This is a genomic window from Limnobacter sp. (assembly GCF_046297615.1).
Classification (GTDB): Bacteria; Pseudomonadota; Gammaproteobacteria; order Burkholderiales; family Burkholderiaceae_B; genus Limnobacter.
Genome location: NZ_JBKBHM010000004.1, coordinates 280455 through 297316, shown reverse-complemented (window position 1 = coordinate 297316; position 16862 = coordinate 280455). Strand labels below are relative to the sequence as shown.

Below are 16862 nucleotides of genomic sequence, written 5' to 3'. Positions count from 1 at the left end.
ATCAGACATACAGGGTTGTTGAACATCATTTGTATTTTTTCCTATTGATTGTGTAGTTTGCACTGTGTATTGGGGATTTCTGATGGATTTGCGTTATCAGCGTTTGGCCTTGCTGTGTCTGTCGTTGTCCTTGATCAGTGGTGGTGCGTTAGCTGAGACCATCACGCGGACCAGTGCCTTTGTGTACGACACCGATGGTTTGCTGGTGCGCGAGATCATCGAGCCTGGTAGCTCATCACTGTGCCTGGTTTCTGCGTACACCTTGGATGCGTATGGAAACCGCACTGCGACTGAAACTCGCAATTGCAACGGCAGTGCCATTCCGGGCATAGGCAGCGAAGCGGCAGCCCCTGCAGTTGCCCCCACCACAGCCTCAGTGACTGGCGAGTATGCCCAGTTTGAAAGCCGTACAGTACAGAGCTCGTACGTCGCCACTACCGCTAACCCAGTTGCGGGTCAGTTTCCGTCGAGCAACACCAATACCCTTGGTCACTCAGAAAAACAGGAATTTGACAACCGCTTTGGCACCCTCGTAAAGCAAACAGGGCCCAACAACCTGACTACGACCTGGGCGTATGACACCTTTGGGCGTAAAGTGCGAGAGACTCGTGCTGATGGCACCAAGACCTATTGGGAGTACGTTTTATGTTCTGCAGCGGTGGCTGGGGTCTGCCCAAGTAATGTCCAGGGGGCCGTACCCTATTACTACGTGCGCACCGGAGACCTGAGCTCCAGCGACCAACCGATTGGACCAGTTAAACGCACCTTCTTTGACACCTTTAACCGTTCAATCCGCGCCCAAACACAGATCATCACAGGCACGAACGCTTGGGCTTGGGAAACACAAGACACCGCTTACGACGTGTGGGGTCGAGTTGCTAAAAAGAGTAACACTTACTTGTCCGACACCACAGGCCATACCGCACAACAGACTGTGCAATGGGTGTTCACCAAGTATGACCTTGCTGACCGAGTGCGATGGGATCAGGTTGAAGACCCCGTGGCCTCTAATGCTAACAGCAGCGGAACTTATTACCGATTTGTAACATACGAGGGTCTGAACACCCGGACGACCAATACTAAAGGGGATATCACCTACACTCGCACCAATGTGGTAGGCCAGCTTGAAAGCGTCACCGACCCATATGGCAAGGTTGTGACATACAGCTATGACGCCACCGGCAATCAAATCAGCGTCAACGCCAACGGGGTCGTCTCGACCATGACCTACGATCGTCGCGGCCGAAAGCTGTCCATGACCGAGCCACACCTAGGCACATGGCAGTACCGCTACAACGCCTTGGGAGAGTTAAGGCTACAACAAAACGCCAAAGGTCAGCTGACCACCGTAGCCTACGACAAAGCAGGGCGACAGACCGAGAAAAAAGAACCCGACCTGACCAGCACCTGGGGCTACGACACCCACAACAGCCAATGTGCCTCAGCCCCTGCTACGGCCAAAGGCAAGCTGACACAAGCCACGACTAGCACAGGGTATGACCGTGTTCACTGCTACGATGCACTGGGTCGCGAGGTCAGCCAGCGTGTGGCCATGGACGGCAACGTATTCTGGAGTGGCACCGTCTATGAAAACGGGACAGGCCGCGTGCTCAGGACAGTGTACCCAGGGCGAGTACAGCCCAACCCGGCGCCGACCACGAACGCAGCGCCAAGCTCAGGCTACATCGTCAGAAACGATTACGGTACGTTGGGGGTGATCCGACAAAAAGACCACAGCACAGACGCCTTGCTTTGGGAAGTCAAGAGCATCACCGCCAGTGGACGGGACACCGTATCGCGAATACTGCTGGGCAACGGACTGATCGATACCATCCAATCCGATGGATGGGATCGCACCAATATGAAATCAGTGGGCACCAGCGACAGCGCAGCAGACCGATTGGCAGAAGGGTACAGCTTTGATAGCGAGAACAACCTCACTGCGCGAAGCTGGAACGACTTTGGAAACCCCGGCTCCTCGGCCAGCCCAGTGGCCCGGGCAGAGAACTTCATCTACGACAAACTGAATCGGGTCACCGGGGCGTACGGCACCACCGGCATCCCCAACAAATCAGTGGTCTACGACAGCAACGGCAACATCACCTCCAAAGATGGCCGCACCTATGTTTATGGGACGACCAGCAAGCCGCACCAGATCACCCAAATCACCGGGAGCGTCCACGGCACCAGCAACCCAACGTACACCTATGACGCCAACGGCAATATGCTCACAGGAGGAGGAGCAACAGTCACCTGGATGAGCTTCGACATGGTCGATACCATCACCCAGGGCAGCCAGAGCAGCAAATTCCTGTATGGCCCGGAACACCAACGGGTTAAACAAGTGGCCGCCTACAACGGCCAGAACATCACGACCTGGTACACCGAGAACTTTGAGTTGGAAGTCAACAGCACCGCCAAGACCACCCAAGGCAAGTACTACATTGGCGGGCGCATCCTGTTTCTGGACACGTATGCGGTGGGTGAGCCCCCGTTGTTGGGGGGACTGCTGGGCCAGCCAGGCCCAGTGACCGAAACCAAGGTCACCCGGTTCATGCACCGGGACCATCTGGGCAGCGTGGTGCTGATCACGGGCATAGATGGGCAAGCGGTGGAGCGCTACAGCTACGATGTCTGGGGCAAGCGCCGAAACCTCAACGGCACGGATTACACCGCCAACGGTGGGCACTTGCTGGGAGCGACAGATGAAGGCTATACGGGCCACGAGCATCTGGACCACTTGGGCTTGGTGCACATGAACGGGCGAATTTACGATGCCAGCTTGGGCCGGTTCATGAGTGCTGACCCGTTTGTGGCGCAACCGAACAATCTGCAGAACTACAACCGCTACGCCTATGTGAACAACAACCCGCTGAGCTACACGGACCCAAGCGGATACTTCCTGAAAAAGTTGTTCTCTGGATTCTCAAGGGCAATCTTCAAGGCTTTAGGTCCCAAAGTCAGTTCATTTGTGATTGCCGTTGCGTCAGCAAAATGCGGGCTGCTTGCCCCAGCTTGTGCTGCTGCTGGTGAGTACAACAATGCGAGGGCTCAAGGGGTTTCTTCGAAAGGGGCACTCAAGGCAGGTGCATCAGCTGGAGTCGCCTTGTTAGGCGCCGACTTGATTGCTGGTCAATACAAGGTGCCAGCAGGAACATTGCCGCCACCTGAGGCAGTCTTTGCGCATGCAGCCGTTAGCTGCGTATCCGCAACGATTGGTGGTAATGATTGTGGCAGTGCCGCAATCACGGGGGGATTCACAAAAGTGGTATCGCCGTTCATTGAACTCTATGCAGGTTCAGATTCGATAGGGCAGAGAATTACTGGTGGAATTGCAGCAGCGATAGTAGGGGGAACGGTATCGGAGCTGACCGGCGGTAAGTTCGCCAACGGTGCACGCAGTGCAACCTACATCTACCTCTACAATCAGGTATCTTCATCGCAAGATCAAGATAGAAGGTCATCTCTTTTGGAGAAGGCTAAAGATAGAGCCAAAGCGTTGTTTTCTGAGCTAGGTGTTGGAGCTGGGGTGACGGCTGACGGGATGGTGGGAGTCTTTGGGGCTGGTTTTGATGAAGGTCTTGCGTTGGATGTAAATGGAGAGTCCATTCATACATGCTCACGGTGTTTGTTAGTCGGGTTGGGTTTAGGTGCTTCGGCTGGTGGTATGGGGCAGGTTAGTTCAGCTAGAGCTGAGATAAATGCCACAAATTTTAGTTTTGCATTATTTTCTGAAAATACCTTTCTAGGTGGAAGTAGGCTATCGATTGCAGTGAAAAGGGCTGCCACTTCTATCTCTTTTGATACTCCATATGGAGTAAGCGTTTCTGCTGGTGGGCCACGGCTTGGTAATTTCAAAGGGGCAGGGTTAAGGGTTTGTATGGTACAGACCGGGGATCTGTGTAAATGGTGACTAGGGGTGATTGTGGATAAGATCGGTTCAGTTCTCATTTTTTTTTCATTCTTTGTGATGCTTTTTGAGTGGCATTTGAAAAATCCTTTTTTATATTCCATTTTTATTTTAACAGGGGTTTATGTGATTTTTTCTGCGTTGTTTTCTATGCCGAAAAATATTCTTGCCTTTATGAATGAAGAGAGGTTGATTGATAGTGTTGTAAAAAAGGCCGTACTTAAATTTCAAGTTGTCGCACTTTCGATTGCTGTTTTCATTTATTTTGTTTTAAGGTATCTTGATAGCGATTTGTTTGAGTTCCTCTGGTGGATTATCTTTATTTTGATTTTAACTAGCGGGGTTACTATTGTAGCTCTGAGGTTTTTTAGAAAGTAAATTAAATTTATATTTTTTGATTTTTAATCTGATTTCAATGGTGTTATGTTGGGGTTCGGTTCTTTGGGGGATTTAAATATCTAATTAAAACTTTTTGGAAATGTAGTACTGTTTTTTATTGTTTAATTAAATAAAATAATAATTGTGTTCTACGGCGTACCTTATTAAGTGTTTTTGACTCGACTCATTAAAAGCGCTGTGACGCATGTCAAGCCCTAGATCAGACATACAGGGTTGTTGAACATCATTTGTATTTTTTCCTATTGATTGTGTAGTTTGCACTGTGTATTGGGGATTTCTGATGGATTTGCGTTATCAGCGTTTGGCCTTGCTGTGTCTGTCGTTGTCCTTGATCAGTGGTGGTGCGTTAGCTGAGACCATCACGCGGACCAGTGCCTTTGTGTACGACACCGATGGTTTGCTGGTGCGCGAGATCATCGAGCCTGGTAGCTCATCACTGTGCCTGGTTTCTGCGTACACCTTGGATGCGTATGGAAACCGCACTGCGACTGAAACTCGCAATTGCAACGGCAGTGCCATTCCGGGCATAGGCAGCGAAGCGGCAGCCCCTGCAGTTGCCCCCACCACAGCCTCAGTGACTGGCGAGTATGCCCAGTTTGAAAGCCGTACAGTACAGAGCTCGTACGTCGCCACTACCGCTAACCCAGTTGCGGGTCAGTTTCCGTCGAGCAACACCAATACCCTTGGTCACTCAGAAAAACAGGAATTTGACAACCGCTTTGGCACCCTCGTAAAGCAAACAGGGCCCAACAACCTGACTACGACCTGGGCGTATGACACCTTTGGGCGTAAAGTGCGAGAGACTCGTGCTGATGGCACCAAGACCTATTGGGAGTACGTTTTATGTTCTGCAGCGGTGGCTGGGGTCTGCCCAAGTAATGTCCAGGGGGCCGTACCCTATTACTACGTGCGCACCGGAGACCTGAGCTCCAGCGACCAACCGATTGGACCAGTTAAACGCACCTTCTTTGACACCTTTAACCGTTCAATCCGCGCCCAAACACAGATCATCACAGGCACGAACGCTTGGGCTTGGGAAACACAAGACACCGCTTACGACGTGTGGGGTCGAGTTGCTAAAAAGAGTAACACTTACTTGTCCGACACCACAGGCCATACCGCACAACAGACTGTGCAATGGGTGTTCACCAAGTATGACCTTGCTGACCGAGTGCGATGGGATCAGGTTGAAGACCCCGTGGCCTCTAATGCTAACAGCAGCGGAACTTATTACCGATTTGTAACATACGAGGGTCTGAACACCCGGACGACCAATACTAAAGGGGATATCACCTACACTCGCACCAATGTGGTAGGCCAGCTTGAAAGCGTCACCGACCCATATGGCAAGGTTGTGACATACAGCTATGACGCCACCGGCAATCAAATCAGCGTCAACGCCAACGGGGTCGTCTCGACCATGACCTACGATCGTCGCGGCCGAAAGCTGTCCATGACCGAGCCACACCTAGGCACATGGCAGTACCGCTACAACGCCTTGGGAGAGTTAAGGCTACAACAAAACGCCAAAGGTCAGCTGACCACCGTAGCCTACGACAAAGCAGGGCGACAGACCGAGAAAAAAGAACCCGACCTGACCAGCACCTGGGGCTACGACACCCACAACAGCCAATGTGCCTCAGCCCCTGCTACGGCCAAAGGCAAGCTGACACAAGCCACGACTAGCACAGGGTATGACCGTGTTCACTGCTACGATGCACTGGGTCGCGAGGTCAGCCAGCGTGTGGCCATGGACGGCAACGTATTCTGGAGTGGCACCGTCTATGAAAACGGGACAGGCCGCGTGCTCAGGACAGTGTACCCAGGGCGAGTACAGCCCAACCCGGCGCCGACCACGAACGCAGCGCCAAGCTCAGGCTACATCGTCAGAAACGATTACGGTACGTTGGGGGTGATCCGACAAAAAGACCACAGCACAGACGCCTTGCTTTGGGAAGTCAAGAGCATCACCGCCAGTGGACGGGACACCGTATCGCGAATACTGCTGGGCAACGGACTGATCGATACCATCCAATCCGATGGATGGGATCGCACCAATATGAAATCAGTGGGCACCAGCGACAGCGCAGCAGACCGATTGGCAGAAGGGTACAGCTTTGATAGCGAGAACAACCTCACTGCGCGAAGCTGGAACGACTTTGGAAACCCCGGCTCCTCGGCCAGCCCAGTGGCCCGGGCAGAGAACTTCATCTACGACAAACTGAATCGGGTCACCGGGGCGTACGGCACCACCGGCATCCCCAACAAATCAGTGGTCTACGACAGCAACGGCAACATCACCTCCAAAGATGGCCGCACCTATGTTTATGGGACGACCAGCAAGCCGCACCAGATCACCCAAATCACCGGGAGCGTCCACGGCACCAGCAACCCAACGTACACCTATGACGCCAACGGCAATATGCTCACAGGAGGAGGAGCAACAGTCACCTGGATGAGCTTCGACATGGTCGATACCATCACCCAGGGCAGCCAGAGCAGCAAATTCCTGTATGGCCCGGAACACCAACGGGTTAAACAAGTGGCCGCCTACAACGGCCAGAACATCACGACCTGGTACACCGAGAACTTTGAGTTGGAAGTCAACAGCACCGCCAAGACCACCCAAGGCAAGTACTACATTGGCGGGCGCATCCTGTTTCTGGACACGTATGCGGTGGGTGAGCCCCCGTTGTTGGGGGGACTGCTGGGCCAGCCAGGCCCAGTGACCGAAACCAAGGTCACCCGGTTCATGCACCGGGACCATCTGGGCAGCGTGGTGCTGATCACGGGCATAGATGGGCAAGCGGTGGAGCGCTACAGCTACGATGTCTGGGGCAAGCGCCGAAACCTCAACGGCACGGATTACACCGCCAACGGTGGGCACTTGCTGGGAGCGACAGATGAAGGCTATACGGGCCACGAGCATCTGGACCACTTGGGCTTGGTGCACATGAACGGGCGAATTTACGATGCCAGCTTGGGCCGGTTCATGAGTGCTGACCCGTTTGTGGCGCAACCGAACAATCTGCAGAACTACAACCGCTACGCCTATGTGAACAACAACCCGCTGAGCTACACGGACCCAAGCGGATACTTCCTGAAGAAGCTGTTCAGAAACAAAGTGTTCAGGCTGGCAGCCACTGTTGCGATTGCTTATTACACAGGCAATGTACTTAACGAGTGGTTTGTCAATGCCGGTTGGTTTGCTGCGAACTCGACCGGTCTTGCCATAGCGACGGGGGCAGGGAGTGGGTTTGCCGCAGGATTTGCTGGTTCAGGTGGTAACTTGAAAGCCGGGTTGCACGGTGGATTGACCGGTGCGGCATTTGGCTGGGCGGGTGGAGTAGGGGGACCCACAGGAAGTGAATCGTTCGGTCGCTATCTTGCACACGCGGCTGTAGGATGCGCCTCCTCGTCAACTCTTGACGGTGGAGATTGCAGTCAGGGTGCAGCATCTGCTCTGGCAGGTAAATACATCACGAATCAAACGCAGCATTTGGATGGTGTGAGTGGCTTGATAGCCGCCACTGTTGCGGGTGGTACGGGCTCGGTGCTCAGTGGGGGAAAGTTCGTTAATGGTGCAATGACCGGCGCGTTTGGGTATCTCTTTAATGCCCTCGGTCGTCCGCAGGAGCAAAAGACCAACTACAAGCTTGAGCCGGTCCCCGACACCCCGGAGACCCGTGCTGCCTATGACCGTCTCCAGTCTCTTGCCGATACTGCGGCCGCGAACGTCGATGCCACTTGCGGCTGGCGTTGCAATCTGCCTTGGATTCGAGGCACGCTGATACACAGCGAGTTCGAAGCTCTCGTCACTTCGTTGGGTCCAGCGTCGAGGTTCACGGCCGAGGTCAGCTACAAGGATGGCGTTGTCGTTTCTTATGGCACGGCGGGCTCATCGAGGGCCGATGTGGTCTTTGGGTCGTTGGCGGCTCCTACCGCTGTATATGACTTGAAGACCGGCTGGGCATACATGAGCATCGGGCAGGCCAAAGCCTATGGTGCTAATTTGCCCCCCGGGACGCCTTTCACAATAATTCGACCAAAGGGGCGTTGAGTCCGATGAACAAACGCTTGCTGTCGCGGCTGATGCATGAGCGAGTGAGTGCGCTCCAAAGCTCGGCAGGATATTTCTTCCGTGGCGACTTCGAGTACGTACTAAAGGGCGTGGCCTTCGAGTACGTACCGAGGGGGCTCTACATCTGGGAATTCCGCTTCCCTCTGTTTGATTTCTTCGGTCCCAATCTCTTGTACAGCACTCGATTGTCTGAGCGCGCGGGGTTCATCGGGAAGGGCGAGATGTCGGAGGAGGCCATTGTCGACTTCGTCATGTCCTCTCCGGAGGCACGAAGCGCCTTTGGCTCGGACAAGTCCGAGGAAGTGCCGGAGTTCGTTCACTTCCTCGAGTCCGCGCCAGACCTCTTGAGAAACGCACATGCGAGGCTCATTCACGCCGCAGCGTTGTTGCTGGTTGGCCAGGAGTCGCGGGCTACGAGCATGCTGGATGAACTCGCTCCTGTATTGAACGAGAAAGACGCTGCAAATTGCAATCTGCTGCGGACGAGCCTTCGGCAGGGGCTTGCCGCGGCGCGCACCTTGCTGGACCAAGTCCGGCGAGAAAATCTGCGGACGCTGGGTTTGGCTGTGTGACGAGGGAGCGGCGTCCGACGGCTGTTCGGCGAAGCCGCCGCCTCCGGACGGCGGGCAGCACAGGCTGGCGCCTGTGCTGACGCGAAGGCGCACCCGCCCCAGGCGGGTTGCCGCAGCGCTGCGACTATCGGATGGGTCTCCTTGGATCGTGTCGCTATAGAGGCGACCGACAAATTTGATGTACCGGACTAACCGAGCTCCTGACCTCATTTTGTATAAAGCTTGGATTGACAGTTGATATCACACAAGTACGATTGGAGGAGCTTATAGAGTGGGTTGTGACCCGCGTCGGCTACACTAAATGACTGCATATCTAAGTATGAACCAATACACATGCGAGCTATGAAAACGCACTTGGGCATGGTGCACCGATAGGACTGCTCAGGCTGGGGTGCACCCTCAGTTCGATATAGGACTCTGGCTTTTCTGCTTCAATTCACCACCTATACAGCGAGCGCCTAAAGGCTGATGCGCCAAAGTAATCACTCGACCAATCCCTTGCCGTGGGAGCTCAAAAGCGTCGCCTGCAGTGGCAGTGACCTAATTACCCGCGTGTTCATGGGCAATAGATTGGCCGACACCATACAAGCTGATGCCTGGGACCGCACGAAGATGAAGTCTGTCGGTACCAGCGACACCTCAGCCGACAGGCTTTCAGGGGGCAACACCTTTGACAGTGAAAACAACCGGACCGCCAGAAGCTGGATTGACTTCGCTAACCCCAGCACCACAAGCAAACCAGTCGTTAGGGCCGAAAACTTTACCTATGACAAACTTAACTTAACCGGCTTCTAGCCACCTCAGGTACAACAGGCGTACCCGCCAAAACAGTGGTTTACGACAGCAATGGTGACCTGCCCCGGGAGTTTCCTCCTATTGATAACTTAACTTTCTGGTCTCGCTTGGTAAACCGTTTCGCAATCCTTCCACGAATTCATTCGGGGTCAAGGAGTTCAAACTGGAATGCGGTCGGACTGCGTTGTAATGCTGCCTCCAGTGTTCAATGATCACTCGTGCTTCTAGACTGTTTCGAAACTACTCCATTGACAGGCATTCATCTCTGAATTTTCCGTTGAAGCTTTCGTAGGTGCCGTTTTGCCATGGCTTTCTAGGATCAGTCAGCACATTTTCAAGTTTCTGTTGCACCGCCCATTCCAGGAGCTTGGTAGCCACGAATTTCGGACCGTTATCGCTTCGCAGGTATCTCGGTGCTCCTTGCACACTGATCAGTTCGCTGAGCACATCAATGACTCGTTAGGAACGAATGCTGCCAGCCACATCGATTGCCAAACATTCCAGGGTGTATTCATCCACAACGGTCAAATATTTGATGGTTTGACCATTGGCACACGCGTCATACACAAAATCGTAGCACCAGGACGGTGTTGCGTTGATCGGACATCTTGGGCCGTGGCGTAGCGCTGGTAATCGCTCTACGCCGCTTCTTCTTTGCTGATACCTGCAAACCTGTTTGGCTCCATAGCCTTGAACAACGCTCTTTGCCAATCTGCAAGCCTTCTCTGGCCAAGAACACGCGAATACGCCGTGATCCAAATCTTGGTTATTGCCCTGACAAACGTTTTATCACATCAATCACGCGCAAGTCCCGACCAGGCATCTTGCGTTCCTAATACAGACCCGATCTAGCCATTTGCATCAGCGTACAGGCACATAATAGATTGAGTAGCCCACGACTAATCGCGTAATGGACCTGCTCAAGACGCGCCTGCACGCTCACCACTTTTTTCTGTTGATTTCATTCATTACCTCGATTTCAAGGTCACGATCCACCAGCAGTTCGCTCAGTCCGGCGTTCTCAGCCTCCAGGGTCTTTAGACGTCGAACTTTATCGATTTCCAGATCACCAAATTCCTTGAGCCGCGCATAAATTGTCGGTTCGCTCACGCCGTAGCGTTTGGCAACGTCCACAACCTTGTCTTTATCTGTTTCTCTCAGGATTCGAACAATCCGCTGATCGTTGAATCGGGCTCGTTTCATGTCGTCTCTCACCGCGTTGAGAGACCAATGTAGTTAAGTCACGTTGAATCGAAAAATCGGGGGCAGATCAAAAGAAGGTAGGTTAATAGACCTGAACAGTAGTACATAATTGAACCATCCACGCCATTTGTGTAACTGAATAGGTCTGTACGGGTTCACAGGGTTTGTTTCGCCATGCGCATGGGTTCGTACATCAACACACGCGGCTTCACGTTGTTGGAGCTGTTGGTGGTTCTGGTCATCTCGGCTTACTGGCCGCCTATGTCGGCCCTCGTTACTTTGGGCAGTTGGTCAAGGCCTAGTCCAAGGCCGCCCAGTCTCAATTGGTGGTGTGTAATGCCCCAGCCATTTCCGCACAGTGTTGGCCGCGATCTGCGTACCCACATGGCACACTCGGTATTAGTACCTGAATTTAGTGTACTTTCGCGCATACCCTACTTAAACGCTCAGCACTCGGAATTCCCCCAAATCCTTAAGGTATCAGTCGCACTTGGCTTTGCTCTTTGATCGTAGCCAAGACTTCTCTTGCCAAATTATTGACAAAGTCGAAGTACTCATCGAATGGTAGTATTTCAGAGTCAACCCTGACCGTGTTTATCAAGGAAGTCTGGTTTTGTGCATGAAGTTGGCGGTAGCTGTTCAAACTACCCAGTATTTCAAGCGCAACTTGCTTGACCGCAAACATGTGCTTGATGATATCGAGCCCCAATGGGGAGATTACATCGACATTTAACTTCTTGACCAAGTAATAGATATCGTAAAAGTCTCGTGGTCGAGATTTCTTGGTTTGTCGGCCCACCACTTGACCATACTCATCGGTTTGTTGGCAAATTGCACGTAGCTTCTCGCAAACAATCATTAGCGGTGTATAAACATAAACTGTGTAGTTCTCAACTAATACAGCTTGCTTAGGTGTAGTGTATTCAAATGGGCTGAAATCAATTTCAAAAATTTGTTTGCCTTCCGCGCGAATGGCCTGTCGGCGAAGTTGATCGAAATCCCTTTTCAAGCCTTCAAATTTATCTTGTTCTATTAGCTTGTAACTGAGTGTGTAGCCTCCCCAAAAACTCTTCAAAGGGTCTGGCAACTGTGCTGGCTTTTTAATCAACTCTAAATCAAATACTTGAAGCCCGATTTGCGCGAAGTGGCGAGCTAGCAATTGCTCTAACATTCCCGCAATCGACGCAATTCGACCATCAAAGTAATCTTGTTCCATGGAAAAATCCAGATCCATGGAGTTTCTGGTGCTTAGCTTGTGCACCAAGTGAAGTGCATTGCCGCCTTTCAGGACTAACATGTCCATCAACTCGTCATTGGATACCATGGCGATAAGCGCAACCGTCTTGATGCGATCCAGCAAAGGTTCATGCGCTTTGATTTCGGTGGCTTTGGCTTTTTTCACAGGTATTGATTGGTCCGGGTGTTTAGCAGTCAAAGATAGGCTGGATAGAAGATTCGCCAGTTTTTATCAAATGCGACGTCTTGCATCGCTTTAGTGAGATAGAAATCGAAGTTCTGCGGGAAGATCCTTAATAGGTCCAACTGTTTAGGGCCATATCCGGCTCGTTCCAGATAAAAGCCGATCGCTTGATGATAGGGGTACTGGAACTTATATTGACGAAGCTGAGCACAAAGGCTATTGATTGAGACGCGGTTTCTCGCACGCTCAAACGCATTCAGAACCTCCCAAACCCCGCCACAGTAATTGGGCCGAACAACAGCGTCAATCAGGGTTCTTTCCAGATCTGTTACCTTGATTAGAGGGGGGGGGGCATGCACTCCACCATTCAGTACCAATTGATCAATTCCCCGCATTTGGGTCGCCCTTCCGCTAACCAAGATGATTGCTCGATCATTGATCGTGGCTTGCTTGTGCGTAGTCACCTCAGGTTTTGTAAACGCCTGGTCAATTAGTTCCTGACTCAGGGGGAGACTGCGTTCTGAATTGTAGGTGCGTTCAAAAGTCAGATAGTACGTTGTTGGCGTTTGCTCGGTAAGTGAATGGAAAGACAGGGCTGAATAGTGGCTGAAATAGCATTTCGGTTTTAGCTCCTGCAGAATCTCCTCAAAGGCCACTGTCCCCCAAGTGTGCAGTGTTTCGGGCCGATCAGGGAATTGGAAGGTGTAGGTCTTCAGCGACCCTTTTTGTGTCAAGAAATCGACCAGGTCTGAGACACGCGTATTCTGTGCAAGCCTCCAAAATTCTCGCTTTGCACGCATGAGTGCTGCGATGTCGCGTGTGCGTAACACCTTCGGACCAGTATCCATAGCGCTAAAAATGTCTTTCTTAGCAATGCTTAAGCGGGTGGGTGGTGCCATCAATAAAAATGTCTATGCAGCGTTAACGCTGCATAGACTAACATATGAATTTGTGTTTTTCAAGTCCGAAATGGCTTTCCTGATAATTTTTAAGGGAGGGTGACAAAAGAATTTATTTCTGCTATGCTCAGTGCTATGCATCTTTAAAGATGCATAGCACTAAAAATGAATATAGAAGTTAAGTAGTGGCCTGCTCGGAAATTTCCTACCACTGAGAACTTAACTTTCTGGTCTCGGTTGGGCAATTGTTTTGCAATACTGGCACGAACTCATTTTGGGTCAAGTAGTTGAGACTGGAGTGCGGTCGGACCGTATTTTAATGCGGACTCCAGTCTTCAATGATCACTCGTGCTTCCAGCCGGTTTCGAAGCCACTCCATCGACAGGCATTCATCTCTAAATTCGGCGTTGAAGCTACCGTTGGTGCCTTTTTGCCATGGCTTTCCCGGATCAATTAGCACGCTTTCAAGTTTCTCTTGCTCCGCCCCCATTCCAGAAACTTGGTGGCCAGGAGTTCTTGGCAGCTGTCACTCCTTGAGGTGCTTGGGTGCTCCTCGAACACTGATCAGCTAGCTGAGTACATCAATGACTCGTTTCCAACGAATACTGCCAGCCACATCGATTGCCAGGCATTCATGCGTGCGCTCATCCACAACGGTCAAACAGTTAATGGTTTGGCCATTCGCACAGGCGTCGTACATAAATCATAGCTCCACAGGGTGTTGCGTTGATCAGGCATCTTGGGCCATGGCATAACGCTGGCAATGGCTCTGCGCCGCTTCTTCTTGGCAGGCACCTGCAAGCCTGCCTGGCTCCAAAGCTTTGAATAACGCTCTTTGCTGATCTGCAGACCTTCTCTACCGCAGGAATATTCGATACGTCTTGAGTCAAATCTCTGGTATTGCCCCTATAGGCCGCTTCATCTCAAGGTCTAGATCCACCAGTAACTTGCGCAGTTGAGCGTTCTCAGTTTCAGGCGTTACTAGACGTAGAATTTCATCGATTTCCAGATCCCCTCGCTTCTGGTGCCATGCGTAAATTGTCGGTTCGCTTATGCCACGGCGTTTGGATACTTCCACGACTGTGTCTTTGTCTGTTTCTCTCACAATACGAACAATGGGCTCATTGCTGAATCGTGCTCGTTTAATTTCGTCGCTCACTTGGCTCAGAGACCATTGAAATCAGGTCACGTTAGATCGAGAAACCCAGGGCTGGCGATGGTTGTCCATTCCAGAGGGTCTATAGGCCTTGCATAGCAAAGCAAAATCAATTGCCGCGTAATCTCGGCTTATTCAATTACTACCGTTGGTTATTGAATGGTCTGAGCATTTGCGCAGGGTGGATACCTAAAACTGCGATCCACGATGGATTGCGGCGAGCTGCCACAAGGTGTGCGCAATACAAGGCAGATCAAGGTACTTGCGTCGGCATGAATTTTCTACGTGTTTGAAATAATTTGGGATGCCGATGGAGTGATCGTAGGTTGGATTGACGCTTCAACACTCAAATGCCGAAATGGTTTTTGATACGACAGTCTCCGCTAAACGGTGCTAATTCAAGAGCTGAGTTTTGTCTAACTCACAGATTAGGCTCTCAAAAAAGTCTCAGATATTAAAAAAACCAGTGGACACAAACAATAAATCATTGGTAGTTTACTGCACATGGTGTGTTCAAGAAGAGCCTTGGATCTAAGTTATCAAGGCCTTGTTCAGAGTGATCTTGAAATTTTGTCAAATTTGCAATTGTTGCCTTGAGCCATTATTCATCTTTGATTTCCGATTTTATCTCTTTTGTAAAGAGTGATTCCCAAAGAGTTGTAACGGTTTTAACGTGCTAGCCTGAAGTAATTATTTACACTTACCGGGGGATTTATGCCGAGCAAACATACATTCTTGATTTGCACACGTGATATTGACGAAAATGGGGTGTTTCTTGACGAACCCGGTAATACAACGTATCTTAAAGTCCCTGCTGAAAAAAGGGAGTACAGCAGCCGTGATGCAATATCAAAGGAGCGCTGGACTAGGGCGGTTGTTGCAGCGGCAGACGGTGAAGAAGACGAAATTACTGGGTCGACGGGAGATATCCTATTTTTCGTTCATGGTTACAACAACGATATAAAAACGGTTTTGTGGAGAACCAGAGTCCTGCAGGATTCACTTGCTGCGCAGGGGTGGAATGGGCTTGTAGTAGGTTTTGATTGGCCCAGTGCAAACTCGACATTGAATTATCTTGAAGATCGCTATGATGCATCAAGAGTTTCTCATCGTCTTGTTGAAGAGGGGCTGCAAATCGTTGTTGACGCCCAGTTTCCAGTAGATCCGAAGGTCAGTTCCTGCACAATAAATTTGCATTTGCTGGGACACTCGACCGGGGCATATGTGATTATGGAAGCCTTTGCCAATGCTTCAAAAAAGGGAGAATTGTTTAGAAAGCCGTGGCGTATTGCACAAGTTGCGTTCATTGGAGCTGATGTTTCAAGCGAAGCACTGAATTTCAACTCTGATTGGGCGGCGCCAATGTATGAGCGAATTTTTAGGCTAACCAACTATTCGAATAAATTCGATAAGGTTTTGGGTGTGTCAAATATGAAACGTCTTGGCACTTCGCCTCGTGCCGGGCGCATTGGTCTTCCGTTGGAAATCCCAGCAAAAGCGGTAAATGTAGATTGTTCAGAGTACTTCAAAACGAAGGACCCAGCACAATCAAAATTCACAGGGACATTTAATCATTCGTGGCATATAGGAGATCCAGTGTTTGCTCTTGATTTGGCTTTGACGTTAGAAGGTGACATTGATCGCGAGGCAATTCCGACTCGGCGGCATGATCAAGGTAATCTTCACCTTTTGGCTGGACAAAGTCGTCCAGAATATCAAGTCGGTTGGAATGAAGATCGTTCTGTTACTGATTAATCCAGTTTACATTTATTTGATTTGATTTTTAAAAAAAGTTTAATCGGTTTGGTAGGCATTCTTGGTTTGATTGTTCCCAATTGTTCTTCGAAATTGTTCATTCGGGAAGGGTTGTAACCCCCCGTCTAGGGCTTTGGCGACGTATTCATGAGTGACTTTGATTGTTTTTGAGTAATTCGCTTTAAGATCGTCTCTAGGTTTCTTGCGCGTGACCTCTTTGCTACTGGTGAATGATCAGTACTTGACTGGTAATTGAGTTGTATGAGCAAAGCTGCGTTGTTGGTTTTTAGGTGTGATCAAAAGTCAATCCGTTATCTATGATGCTGAACCGACTCCAAGATCAATAAAGAAGATATTCAAATGAGGCAAAGGAAACGAATGAGCACAAGCCAGGCATGTGGATCAGTGCAACCAAAGTTACCCATAGTGTTGAAAAGGTGCACTTGGATAGGGCTTGTTGTTTCGACAGCCCTCACTTTGCCAGCATATTCAATAATGACCAGTCCTACTAAGTGGGAGGTCAGTCCCGCTGGGGCATTTACCTACGAGATTCCATTTCGCCTACCCCCTGGGGTATCGGATGTTCAACCCAAGCTTAGTTTGAGTTACAACAGCCAATCAGGCAATGGATTGGCAGGTATGGGTTGGAGCTTAAGCGGCTTAAGCGTGATT

General features: G+C 50.8%; 8 protein-coding genes and 3 pseudogenes. 7 read left to right on the top strand and 4 right to left on the bottom strand.

Annotated features, from left to right (window positions below; all coding sequences use genetic code 11):
* Window positions 1-82 precede the first annotated feature (82 nt).
* The 4 genes from ACK4FF_RS10400 (at window position 83) to ACK4FF_RS10385 (ending at window position 8962) form a co-directional block, all read left to right on the top strand.
* Window positions 83-3913 (top strand): RHS repeat domain-containing protein, encoded by a 3831-nt coding sequence (locus tag ACK4FF_RS10400; protein WP_409708516.1) that lies wholly within the window; start codon window positions 83-85, stop codon window positions 3911-3913.
* Between the two features lie 12 nt (window positions 3914-3925).
* Window positions 3926-4288 carry a hypothetical protein gene (locus ACK4FF_RS10395; RefSeq protein ID WP_409708513.1) on the top strand — a complete coding sequence of 121 codons (363 nt, stop codon included), beginning with the start codon at window positions 3926-3928 and terminating at the stop codon, window positions 4286-4288.
* Between the two features lie 301 nt (window positions 4289-4589).
* Entirely contained in the window at window positions 4590-8369 is a 3780-nt protein-coding gene (locus ACK4FF_RS10390) for an RHS repeat-associated core domain-containing protein (protein ID WP_409708510.1), read from the top strand.
* 5 nt (window positions 8370-8374) lie between these two features.
* On the top strand, window positions 8375-8962 hold the full coding sequence (locus tag ACK4FF_RS10385) for a hypothetical protein (protein WP_409708507.1): 588 nt from the start codon (window positions 8375-8377) through the stop codon (window positions 8960-8962).
* Between the two features lie 873 nt (window positions 8963-9835).
* Here the strand turns inward: ACK4FF_RS10385 and ACK4FF_RS10380 are convergent.
* Window positions 9836-10960: pseudogene (locus tag ACK4FF_RS10380) on the bottom strand (IS3 family transposase).
* Between the two features lie 174 nt (window positions 10961-11134).
* On the opposite strand from ACK4FF_RS10380, the gene ACK4FF_RS10375 reads away from it, so the two are divergent.
* The gene (locus ACK4FF_RS10375) at window positions 11135-11467 is read left to right on the top strand and encodes a prepilin-type N-terminal cleavage/methylation domain-containing protein (protein WP_409708504.1); all 333 of its coding nucleotides are present in this window, start codon (window positions 11135-11137) and stop codon (window positions 11465-11467) included.
* On the opposite strand, the gene ACK4FF_RS10370 is transcribed toward ACK4FF_RS10375, so the two are convergent.
* From ACK4FF_RS10370 to ACK4FF_RS10360, 3 genes and pseudogenes are all read right to left on the bottom strand, one after another.
* Complete coding sequence (locus ACK4FF_RS10370; RefSeq protein ID WP_409708501.1) at window positions 11433-12362, bottom strand: nucleotidyl transferase AbiEii/AbiGii toxin family protein; 930 nt, start codon at window positions 12360-12362, stop codon at window positions 11433-11435. The genes ACK4FF_RS10375 and ACK4FF_RS10370 overlap by 35 nt on opposite strands.
* 29 nt (window positions 12363-12391) lie before the next feature.
* Window positions 12392-13279: a hypothetical protein gene (locus tag ACK4FF_RS10365; protein WP_409708498.1), complete on the bottom strand. Its 888-nt coding sequence runs from the start codon at window positions 13277-13279 to the stop codon at window positions 12392-12394.
* 205 nt (window positions 13280-13484) lie between these two features.
* Window positions 13485-14426: pseudogene (locus tag ACK4FF_RS10360) on the bottom strand (integrase core domain-containing protein).
* A gap of 723 nt (window positions 14427-15149) precedes the next feature.
* On the opposite strand from ACK4FF_RS10360, the gene ACK4FF_RS10355 reads away from it, so the two are divergent.
* Together ACK4FF_RS10355 and ACK4FF_RS10350 are read left to right on the top strand one after the other, a co-directional pair.
* Complete coding sequence (locus tag ACK4FF_RS10355) at window positions 15150-16190, top strand: alpha/beta hydrolase (RefSeq protein ID WP_409708495.1); 1041 nt, start codon at window positions 15150-15152, stop codon at window positions 16188-16190.
* 360 nt (window positions 16191-16550) lie between these two features.
* A pseudogene (locus ACK4FF_RS10350) lies at window positions 16551-16856 on the top strand (SpvB/TcaC N-terminal domain-containing protein); the annotation flags it as partial.
* Between the last annotated feature and the right edge of the window lie 6 nt (window positions 16857-16862).